This is a genomic window from Brevibacillus brevis, assembly GCF_022026395.1.
GTDB lineage: Bacteria > Bacillota > Bacilli > Brevibacillales > Brevibacillaceae > Brevibacillus.
The window spans coordinates 342,973-352,500 of sequence record NZ_CP041767.1 but is presented as its reverse complement, the minus strand read 5'-3'; the positions used below and the strand labels follow the sequence as shown (position 1 = coordinate 352,500).

The 9,528-nt window shown below is 48.9% G+C and carries 8 protein-coding genes (1 of these 8 only partly in view); all 8 read right to left on the bottom strand.

Features of this window, described 5'->3' with window-relative positions:
- Positions 1–1,282: the 5' portion of a GntP family permease gene (locus tag FO446_RS02040; RefSeq protein ID WP_173612396.1), read on the bottom strand. Its footprint begins 101 nt before the window's first position; the window shows 1,282 of its 1,383 coding nt (coding positions 1–1,282); its start codon is at positions 1,280–1,282; its stop codon lies off the left edge, out of view.
- Between the two features lie 405 nt (positions 1,283–1,687).
- Positions 1,688–3,058 carry a sigma-54 interaction domain-containing protein gene (locus FO446_RS02035; RefSeq protein ID WP_237899822.1) on the bottom strand — a complete coding sequence of 457 codons (1,371 nt, stop codon included), beginning with the start codon at positions 3,056–3,058 and terminating at the stop codon, positions 1,688–1,690.
- Positions 3,059–3,138: 80 nt separating this feature from the next.
- Positions 3,139–3,522 carry an MmcQ/YjbR family DNA-binding protein gene (locus FO446_RS02030; protein WP_173612398.1) on the bottom strand — a complete coding sequence of 128 codons (384 nt, stop codon included), beginning with the start codon at positions 3,520–3,522 and terminating at the stop codon, positions 3,139–3,141.
- Between the two features lie 31 nt (positions 3,523–3,553).
- Positions 3,554–4,780, bottom strand: coding sequence for an MFS transporter (locus tag FO446_RS02025; RefSeq protein WP_237899820.1), 1,227 nt, complete (start codon positions 4,778–4,780; stop codon positions 3,554–3,556).
- A 277-nt stretch (positions 4,781–5,057) separates the two neighbouring features.
- A complete protein-coding gene (locus tag FO446_RS02020; RefSeq protein ID WP_237899818.1) occupies positions 5,058–6,389 on the bottom strand; it encodes an alpha/beta hydrolase-fold protein in 1,332 nt (443 codons plus the stop codon).
- 18 nt (positions 6,390–6,407) lie between these two features.
- Positions 6,408–7,427: a FecCD family ABC transporter permease gene (locus tag FO446_RS02015; protein ID WP_237899817.1), complete on the bottom strand. Its 1,020-nt coding sequence runs from the start codon at positions 7,425–7,427 to the stop codon at positions 6,408–6,410.
- Positions 7,420–8,427 (bottom strand): FecCD family ABC transporter permease, encoded by a 1,008-nt coding sequence (locus FO446_RS02010; protein ID WP_237899816.1) that lies wholly within the window; start codon positions 8,425–8,427, stop codon positions 7,420–7,422. Before FO446_RS02010 ends, FO446_RS02015 begins: the two co-directional genes overlap by 8 nt.
- A gap of 19 nt (positions 8,428–8,446) precedes the next feature.
- On the bottom strand, positions 8,447–9,445 hold the full coding sequence (locus tag FO446_RS02005; protein WP_173612403.1) for an iron-hydroxamate ABC transporter substrate-binding protein: 999 nt from the start codon (positions 9,443–9,445) through the stop codon (positions 8,447–8,449).
- Positions 9,446–9,528 lie beyond the last annotated feature (83 nt).

The window sequence follows — 9,528 nt, the reverse complement described above, 5'->3', positions numbered from 1 at the left end:
TAATCGCGAGCAGTGTAATGACCGCTCCGTTATGCGGCAATGTGTCCATACCACCGGAAGACATCGAGGCAATACGGTGCAGCAGCTCAGGGCTGATTCCCGCAGCACTCGCCATCTCCAGATATTGCTTGCCCATAACCTCCAGCGCGATCGACATACCGCCCGAAGCTGAACCTGTCACACCTGCCAGTACGTTAACAGCCAGTGCCTCAGAAACCAAAGGATGATCACTAGCTCCCATTATCCAGCCTTGGATGAGCTTGAAGCCCGGCAATGTTTTCACAACGTTTCCGAATCCAACTTCGGAAGCAGTATTGAAGATCGCCAAGAGAGAGCCCATCGCGGCTGCAGTCAACCCACTAGCCAGTTTGTTTTTGACTTGCTTCACATTGATTAAAAGCGCAGCAATAATTCCGAGACAGAGCGAAATAATCAGTGACCAAGAAGATACAACGTTTTTCACTTTCTCAATCTTAAATGATTCTTTGAGGATCGCTGGATCGTACCACGTCTCTACTGTCCAAATCCCTCTGCTGAACATATAGTTACCCACGAGCACCAACGCCAACGGGAGAATCGCGACCCAGATGTTCAAATACGATTCATTTTTGATCAACTCTGGTTCGTTCGTATGTCCCTCGCCGTAGCCTTCCCCAGCAGCGACAGCCTGCTTGCGTCTACGCTCCAGCCATAGCATCCCGCCAATGAAAACCATAATGGCGCCAATCGTTCCAACAACAGGTGCAGCATAAGCATCCGTACCGAAATAAGTCGTAGGAATGATGTTTTGAATTTGTGGTGTACCTGGCAAGGCGTCCATCGTATACGTAAAAGCACCGAGCGCAATCGTTCCTGGAATGAGACGCTTTGGAATATTGGCTTCACGGAAAATCGCAGCAGCAAACGGGTACACAGCAAATGCCACAACGAACAAGGAAACCCCGCCATACGTCAAAATGGAACAAGCCAAAACGACAGCCAAGATCGCACGATTGGAGCCAAGTGCCTTCACAATCGTGTGGGCAATGGAAGAGGCAGCACCGCTCAACTCCATGACTTTTCCGAAAATGGCACCCAGTAAGAAAATAGGGAAGAATGATTTCACATAGTTTGCTGCATTCGTCATGAAGGTTTCGGTGTAGCTTGGCAGCAGAGAGATCCCGGAAAGGACAACGGCCAGCAGCGTAAAAATAGGAGCAAATACGATAACAGGATAGCCCCGATACGCAAAAAACATCAGGAGACCGAGCGAAATCAAGATGGATAACACTTCGATGATCATAGAATTCTCCTTTCAATTTTCTCCTCCGCTTACAGAGGAAATTGTGTCGATTCACTTGAAGAAAACGCTTTCAAACCCAACTTATTTGCATGGACCATGCCAACCTCAACCGATTCCTGAAAAATCGTTCAACCATACCCTTTCATCGTGCCTTGACTGTTGGTAAGCAGATGATAACGCTTGCATTTTTTCCGGATTTCCGGAATTTCTCGTCCGGTTTTATGGAATCTAGCAAAAAATCCGCCACTTTTTAGGGAATTTACTCAAGAAAGGCTACTGGATTTTTGCGGGACGTCATCTTGCTCTATTCCAGAAAACCGGAATCTACCAAAACGTTGTACCTACAGATGAAAAAAGCCGCGAACCTGGCTCAACACCACATCCCCGACTTATACACGCCTCGTGTTACTGATACTTCTCCCATTTTTCGTAAAAGCTGGACTTGCTGATTTGCAACTGCTTGGCGGCGGCAAGCTTGTTCCCCCCTGCTTGCTGCATCGCTTGGCGAAGCGCTTCCTGCTCAGCCTCTTCCAAGACTTGTTTCAATGGTCGAACGGCATGAGTTGGACCCGACAAGGATGCGGGCGTCCCTTCGTCAGATACAGGCAGCCAAATATGCTCCTTTTTCAAGACATCGTCTTCCATTAGATGCAGGGCTCGTTCCAGCACGTTTTTCAACTCCCGTACATTGCCTGGCCAGGAGTAGCCTCGAAGCACGTTCCATACCTCTTCATCAATGGCCCTAACCGCAACACCAGTGGACTCGCCAAGCTGTTTGAGCAGATTCGAAACCAGCTCTGGCAAATCCTCCAGACGCTCGCGCAACGGAGGGATCGAGAGTGACACGACATTCAACCGATAATAGAGGTCCGCCCGAAACTTCCCTTCCTTGATGCTTTGAAGCATATCCGAATTCGTGGAAGCGATCACCCGCACATCGATTGGCGTCGTCCTTACAGCACCTACCCGCTCGACTTCTTTTTCCTGCAACACACGCAGTAGCTTGGCTTGCAGCGGCAACGGCATGTCCCCGATCTCATCCAGCAAAATGGTTCCGTGGTTGGCTAGCTCGAACTTTCCTTTTTTTCCGCGGCGAACAGCTCCGGTAAACGCACCTTCTTCATAGCCAAACAGCTCTGATTCGAGCAAAGAATCCGGAATAGCGGCACAATTTACCCGAATGAAAGGACCCATTTTGCGCTTGCTCTCGGCATGAATGGCGTGGGCAAACAGCTCCTTGCCCGTCCCGCTCTCACCCGTGATGAGCACAGTCGAATCGCTTTTCGCAACTTTCTGAGAAAATTTTTTAAGCTCCTGCAGCTTCTGACTGTACCCAACGATTTGGTCAAAGTGATAGGTAGCCCCCATCCGCCGCCGCAGCTCTTTCTTATAATAGGTCAATTCGTCCTTCAACTGAGCAACCATCGCAGCCAAGGCTGTGAGCTCTTGCACATCCTGGAACAGCACCGTTCCCAGAACCGCAATCACTTTTCCTTCGTCCATAATCGGGATGCGATGCGCAATCATGTTCTGGCCTTTTATTTGCTGAATGTCGGCGATCTCGGCAACGCCAGCCTGACCGACAATATGCATCCGCGTGTTTTCGATGACATCCGTCACTGGCTGTCCGATCACGTCCTGTACATTAAGAAATTCCCGATAGCTCCGATTCAATAAGAGTATTTTTCCGTCCTTGTCCGTTACGATCATCGGTTCATGGGCATTTTCAAAAACGACCTCAAGCAATTTGCTCATCTGCTGGAGATTCCAATCCAAAACCGGCTCCCCCTTTGTCTCAATGCTGCTGTGTCGAACCCTCGCTCACTACTCGTTACGCCAAAATTATACAGGAACAATCAGGGGCGGCGTTGTAATTGCTTGACCAATCGCTTGGGAGCCGCGCACATATAGCCTTCCCGTATGTAATCCTCGATTTCACCATAGCTTGTCACGTTTTTGTCCAGGATGGAAACCCAGCCGTGATGGCCGATGTACGGCGTCTTATAAAAATGCTCCTGCGCAAGCAAAATCTCTTGGGTCGTCTTCAGCACCTTCACAGAAAAGGAGGGGCCTTCGGTGCCCCCCTCTCCCAAAATGACAAACGGCTTGTCGTTTACACGAAACGATGTATGTCCAAAAGCGTCTACCTGCTCCGTTACTTCTGGCAACCGCATCGCCAGCTCGCGAACAGCAGCTACCATCTTCAAACCTTCCATAGAAGAAATCTGTTCGTGCACCATCTGTTCCAAGCCTCCCTTTGCTTCCAAACACTTATACACCAGTCTGTTCTGTACTTTGCACCACGTTTCCTTCTCTCATACGATAAAGTGGCAAAATAAAGCTGAGACCAATGATCATCAGGAATGCGGCGATCCCATATATGACTGCGAGCGGAAGATACAGCTTCAATACCCCCGTAATACTCATCATGACGACCATGGAGCCTGTAAACAACGGGGTTAGTATCCCATTCACCCGACCGATAAAGGTACTGTCTGTGTTTTTAAGCAGCATGGTGTTGATCCCAATTTGAATGGAGGGCAAGAGCAATCCCGCGATGAACTGAGCAACAAGCGTCAACCACAGATTCGTAGACATCCCGCAAATCGCTACTGCGACCGCGTTTCCAAGGAGTCCCATGACCAACAGCTTTTGCGGTGGAATCGTTTTGGCGGCTGCCATCGTCATGGCCCCTCCAGCAATCATCCCCACACCTTGGGCGGTGATTAACCATTGCAAGCTTTCTTTTGGCAATTGCAGTTGTTCGGTCACAATAAAAATCCCAAGCGGCTGAATCATTCCCAATGAGAAGCCCACAGCCAAAAAGCAAAAGCCAAGCATTGACAATACGCGACTGGAGAACACATACCGAATCCCGCTAACCATCTCGCCAAGCAGTGCCGTTTCTTGCTGCTCTCCTTTCTCGATGCGATCTGGCGGCAACAAATACAGGACACCGGCCGCAGATAGAAACGCAACCGCAGTGATGACCATGGCAACCTCCATCCCCCATTGCTGGAACACAAACGTACCGACAATCGGACCAAATACCATGAAGATCGCGAAAATAGTCTGGTATGCGGACATTCCTACCTGGAGCTGTTCACTAGGTACATGCAGCTTGAACAGCTTCATTCCGGACGGTTGGGAAAACTGAGAGAGAATGGCTGAAATGAGTGTGGCAAAAAAGATAGCCTTCCACGAGCCGAAAACGAAGGTAAGCAGCACTCCGACAACCGATAGAGCACTAAGCACCTCACACCAGACCATCGTTTTTCTCGGTTGCCAGCGGTCGGCAAACGTACCAGCAAGAAAGGAAAACAGAAAAATTGGCGCATACTCCGCCACAGAAATCATGGATACCGCGAACGGATCTCCTCCTGTATGATCCATCACAAAGAGCAGAATCGCCATGTTGCGAACCCATACTCCGATTTGCAACAGAAATGCTGATAACAAAATAGCCCTGACATAGCGGTTTTTCAAAACATTTGACATAAAAAAGCCTCCTTATCCATTGCGATCTGGACAGGAGGCTACGCATATTATCGTCAAAAAGACATAGAAACCCTTTGGTGAGTCTAAAAAGGATCTACCATCTATTCGCCAATATGCACATACTACCCCTATCCAAAAACGCATCGTTTTATCCGATTAGTTTTGTGGAAATAGGAGTTAGCAGATCATTGGCTTAATGGTCACCCTTTCTTGTAGAATGATCCAAGGGTACCACAAAAAGTAATCCTGTGACAAGAAAAATTCACTTGATCTTGTCCTATGCTTTGTCGACAAGCGTGATGCGCTCTGTTGCAGGAATGCGCGGCTGAGCATTAGGGATCGCGGCTGGATAACCGATATGCAAGTTCCCCAGCACCTTCTCTCCTGGTCGAATGCCCATCGCTTCACGGAATTCCGGCTCGTGTATCCACGGGTACGTCTCCCACGTCAGACCGATGCCTTTTTCCCACGCCAGCAAGCTAAAGTTATGAATGACAATGCTGGTCGAAGCGAAGTCGTCCTGACGGGTAATCAGGTTCGGACTTTCTTCCATGATGACCGTCATTAGCATCGGAATCGCCATAATTTTATTGTAAAACTTCTCGCCGACTTCTTTCTTTTTCGCCGGATCAATCTCCCGCTTTTCCTTCATGATCCGTACGGCCTCGGCGATTCTTCTCTTGCCTTCCCCGTACGTCACGATAAAGCGCCACGGCTGTGTCATGTGATAATTCGGCGCCCATACGGCTGTATCCATCAGTTCTGTAACCAACCCAGGGTCTACCTCGCGATCTGTAAAGCGATGAATCGAGCGGCGCTCTCTAATCAATTTGGCCAGTTCCATTTCTTTCTCCTCCTTCTCATTCCAGAGCCATTGCAACGCCCCCGGAAATCTGGCGTTTGCATATTTGCTCAAATGATCCGCCCCTTCTTCCATAAACAGGACGAGCTGATCTGCTGTGAAGCCGCTATCAGCCAATATCTGATGCACTTCTTTTGTCAGCGGGACCATTTGCTTCTGGATGTTTTGTTTTTTGGCACCTTCCTTACTGCCAACATCCATGTAGATGCGCAGTTCGGGATGGTACATTTTCTTTTCCCGCATAAACGGAACCATGCCTTCATACCAATACGATCCCGAGATGCTGCCGATTTTCGTGAAAACATCCGGATATTGGTGCGCAGCGTACATCGAGATCAAGCCACCAAGCGAAAATCCGATGATCCCTGTTTTTTCCGGCCTAGGGTCTGTCCTGTACTTGCTGTCGATATACGCCTTGCATTCATTGGCGACGTAAAGAAGATACGCATCTCCTTGCCCGCCAAAATCAATGTTGCGCTCAGGCGAGATCGCTTTGGAAAACCAGGGCGTATAGTCATCCCGGCGGTTTTCTGGTTGGATGCCGACGAGAATCAGCTCAGGAATTTGTCCCTCTGCAAACTTGTCTTCGATTACATCGAGTGCAGTACTGAACGCAGGATCAAACAAGTCACCGCCATCATGGACATACATGACGGGAAATCGGGACGTACTCTTGTCATAGGATGGCGGCAAATATACGAGCAGTGCCCGGTGATGGCATACGTCTGCAAACAATTGTCCCTTCACAATTTGCACGTCCCCTCTTTATTTTTTTCTTCTACTTAGTAAATAGAAGAAATACGGTACACCGATGATCGAAATGACGATACCCACTGGCAGTTCAAGGGGGGTGAACACAGTTTTGGCGATAAAATCCGCTGCCACTACCATGAGCATCCCGATTGTCCCTGACAGGAGGAGAACATACCTGTGCTGGATTCCCGTCAAACGCTTCGCAATATGCGGTGCCATCAAACCGACGAATCCGATGCCTCCGGAAACCGAGACACACGCGCTCACGATCCCGATACTCGACAGCAGGAGAATATTGCGCTCCTTTTCGACGGACACACCGAGATTCTTGACAGACTCCTCGCCCAGTTGAAGCAAATCGAGAATATGCACCTTGCGCATCAAAACAGGAATGAGTATGACTAGCCATGGCAGCATCCCCGCAATATGCGTCCAGTTGGCACTCCAAATACTGCCCGAGAGCCATACGGTTGCCATTTCAAAATCATTGGGATTCATTTTTAACGAAAGATACAGAGACACAGCACCCAATCCGGAGCCAATTGCGATCCCCACCAAAATCAGTCGTTGTGGGTCAAGCGCCCCGTTACGCCAGGCGAATAGATAAATCAGTCCAGCCGCAAGCAATCCGCCTGTCAAACCGAACAAAGGCATGGCCATGATGGAATACCAACTCGCCTCCATAAATTGTCCACCGAAGAAAAACATAAAGGCGACGATAGCGGCTCCTGCCCCAGCATTAATGCCCAAAATCCCCGGATCAGCCAGCCCGTTACGGGTGATCCCCTGAATGACGGTACCAGCGACCCCCAAGCCAAATCCGACCAACGCCGCAATAACGATCCGCGGCAGGCGAAAATCGAAAATAACCAAATCGTATTCCGCTACAGGATCGATACGCAATAACGTCTGGATGACATCCAACACCGTCATGTCAAATACACCGTTGGTCAGGCTGATATAAATCGCCAGAAAAATCAAGGCGATGTTGACCAGTAACAGCAAACGAAATCTAGCTTTTCGATCAGGCATGCTTTCCCCCTCCTCTCTTGTAAATCAAATAGAGGAAGAACGGAACGCCAATAAAGGCCGTTACCACACCGATTGGGGTCTCAAATGGACTGTTCATAAATCGGCTGAGAACGTCAGACAAGGCCAGGAAAATGCCGCCCAGTAATCCCGCACATGGAATGATCCACCGATAATCGAGACCTACCAAAAAGCGAGTAATATGCGGAATAATCAGCCCGACAAAGGCGATTTTTCCTGCCAACGCTACGGAAATGCCTGTCAGAATGACAACAGCGGTCGTTGCCAGCACTTTGACCATCACCGTTCTCTGTCCGAGGCCGCGAGATACTTCGTCGCCCAAGGACAAGATCGTGATCGATTTGGACAAAAGAAGCGCCAGGACTATACCGACGATGGCAAAAGGAACCGCCAGCTTCACCAATTCAGGCTCCAAGAGATGCAGCCTTGCATTGTACCAAAAGCTAACGTTTTGCGAGACTTGAAAATAAGTAGAAATCGCGGCTGAAATGCTGCTCAAAAAGGTGCCCGTAATTGTGCCAATGACCGCCATCCCTACTGGCGTCAAGCCATTCGGCAATAGTCGCGAAAAAGCGAGAACCATCGCAACCGCAAGTGCTGAACCGATCAGGGACATGGTAATCATCGTGACGCTCGTAGCGGATGGAATGAAAACCATGCACAGCGTAACAGCAAAGACCGAACCGTCAGACACGCCCATTATAGAGGGGGACGCGAGGTAATTCCTCGTCATCCCCTGCATCAACGCTCCTGATATCGCTAAGAATGCTCCGATCATGAGTGCACCCAATACTCTTGGCAAACGAGAGTGCATGACAATTTGATGATCGACATTCCCTTCATCAAAGGCAAAGAAAGCTTGATAAATGGTCCCGGGATCAATCGACTTGGCTCCGTAATGAATGGAGAGCAAGATTGTAAGGAGGATCACCACTGGCGAAACAGCTAGTATGATCATAGAAGTTGCTTTTTTGGATTGCATAGCCTACCCTCGCCCACTTTTACTTGGCAGACAATTTTTCTACAGCCGCCTTCAGGAATTGTGTTTTGCTCCAGGCAGTACCGCCTTGTGCGAGAGGATCCACCACGTTTACGTAAACATTGCCGTTTTTCACTGCATTCACGCTCTTCCAAATCGGGTTGTTCTGCAAATCTTCCAATGCGTTTGGCTTGTCTTTATTCTCGTCTGGAGAGAATTGAATGAATAGGTAGTCCGGGTTGATTTGGCTGAACTTTTCCATGGAGATAATTTCTTGTGCCTTCGCCGCTTTTACTTCTTCAGGTGCAGTCAAACCAAGGTCTGTGTACAGAGCCGGGTTGAAGAACACCTTCTCTGGATAGATGTTGATGTTTCCTTGGCGCAGACGAATCACCAACACTTTTTTATCCTTCATGCCGTCGCCCAACTTTGCTTTTGCCGATTCAATTCCTGCTTTATATTCATTGAGCGCTTTCTCTGCTTCGGCTTGCTTGCCAGTCAGTTCACCCAACAATTGCAGGTTTGCTTCCCAGTTGGTCGAAATGTGGGAAACAGGGAAAGTAGGCGCAATCTTGTTCATTTTCTCGACTGTTTCTGGTGGGAACTTGCTGCTACCGAGGATGACGTCCGGCTTCAAGGACAAAATCGTTTCCAGATTCGGTTGTGTTTTCTCCCCGATGGATTTGGCTTCGCCCGTAATCGATGTAAACATCTCCGGGAATTTGCCGCCGACAGAAATCGCTCCTACCGGGTTTACGTTCAATACAAGGGAATCTTCCATGGACTCCATGCTGCCTGCAATGACGATTCGCTCTGTTTTGCTAGGAACGGTATATTCTTTATCCAAATATTTGATCGTGCGTGTCTCTGCTTTATTAGCTTCATCGGCCGGCTTTTCTGCTGTAGCTGTTGTCGCAGGTGCTGGAGTAGTCGTGTTATTCGTTGCTTCTTTTCCTCCGCCGCATGCTGTCAGAGCCAATGTCAGCGCTGCAATGCTCAAGCCCAGGTATATCTTTTTCATTCTTGAAAGACCCCTCTCAGAAATGTACTGTTTCACTCCAGTTTAGTGATAACGATTATCATTCGTGATTATAAAGCATCCAC

Coding starts and splice junctions, on each gene's coding strand:
- FO446_RS02030 (WP_173612398.1), bottom strand. CDS start 3,522: ATGGTGCACGAACAGATTTCTTCTATGGAAGGTTTGAAGATGGTAGCT.
- FO446_RS02025 (WP_237899820.1), bottom strand. CDS start 4,780: ATGTCAAATGTTTTGAAAAACCGCTATGTCAGGGCTATTTTGTTATCA.
- FO446_RS02015 (WP_237899817.1), bottom strand. CDS start 7,427: ATGCCTGATCGAAAAGCTAGATTTCGTTTGCTGTTACTGGTCAACATC.
- FO446_RS02010 (WP_237899816.1), bottom strand. CDS start 8,427: ATGCAATCCAAAAAAGCAACTTCTATGATCATACTAGCTGTTTCGCCA.
- FO446_RS02005 (WP_173612403.1), bottom strand. CDS start 9,445: ATGAAAAAGATATACCTGGGCTTGAGCATTGCAGCGCTGACATTGGCT.